The organism is Bartonella vinsonii subsp. berkhoffii ATCC 51672 (assembly GCF_902825225.1).
GTDB classification, from domain to species: Bacteria; Pseudomonadota; Alphaproteobacteria; order Rhizobiales; family Rhizobiaceae; genus Bartonella; species Bartonella berkhoffii.
In genome coordinates this window covers 1-488 of sequence record NZ_CADEAK010000125.1, presented here as the reverse complement: position 1 = coordinate 488, position 488 = coordinate 1, and the positions used below count along the sequence as shown (strand labels likewise).

Genomic DNA, 488 nt, shown 5'->3' with positions numbered 1-488 from the left:
CATGTCCAAAAGAGATCGTCATCGAATGGATATCTTTCCAATGAGGTGGCACAATAGGATGAGCAATTTCAGGTAATTCCGTTGTCATTCGATCAAGTAAACCAAGTCGTTTCAAAAAATCACGATGTCCGTCAATTCCTATCGCCAATGCTTCCCTAGCAGAACCAATGTTAGAGGAATAAATGAAAACTTCCCATAGAGTTAAGGGACGATTGTTCCCATGAAAATCACGAATAAAATAATTTTTACTTGCTTGAATAGGCTGTGAAGCATCAATAACGTTATTTAAATGAAAAAGTCCTGAATCAAGTGTCATTGCAGTTGTAAAACTTTTAATAATAGATCCCATTTCAAAAGTTCCAGCTGTCATCCGATTAAGGCGGTCACCTCTAAGAGCATCAACAGGATTCCCAGGATCAAAATCAGGCACAGATACCATAGCAACGACCTCACCGGTATGGATGTTAAAAATAACAGCTCCTGCAGCA

General features: G+C 38.9%; 1 protein-coding gene. It reads right to left on the bottom strand.

Annotated elements, in window-relative coordinates:
- A partial coding sequence (locus tag J7R10_RS08565) for a penicillin-binding transpeptidase domain-containing protein (protein ID WP_281432511.1) occupies window positions 1-488 on the bottom strand: 488 nt, incomplete at both ends.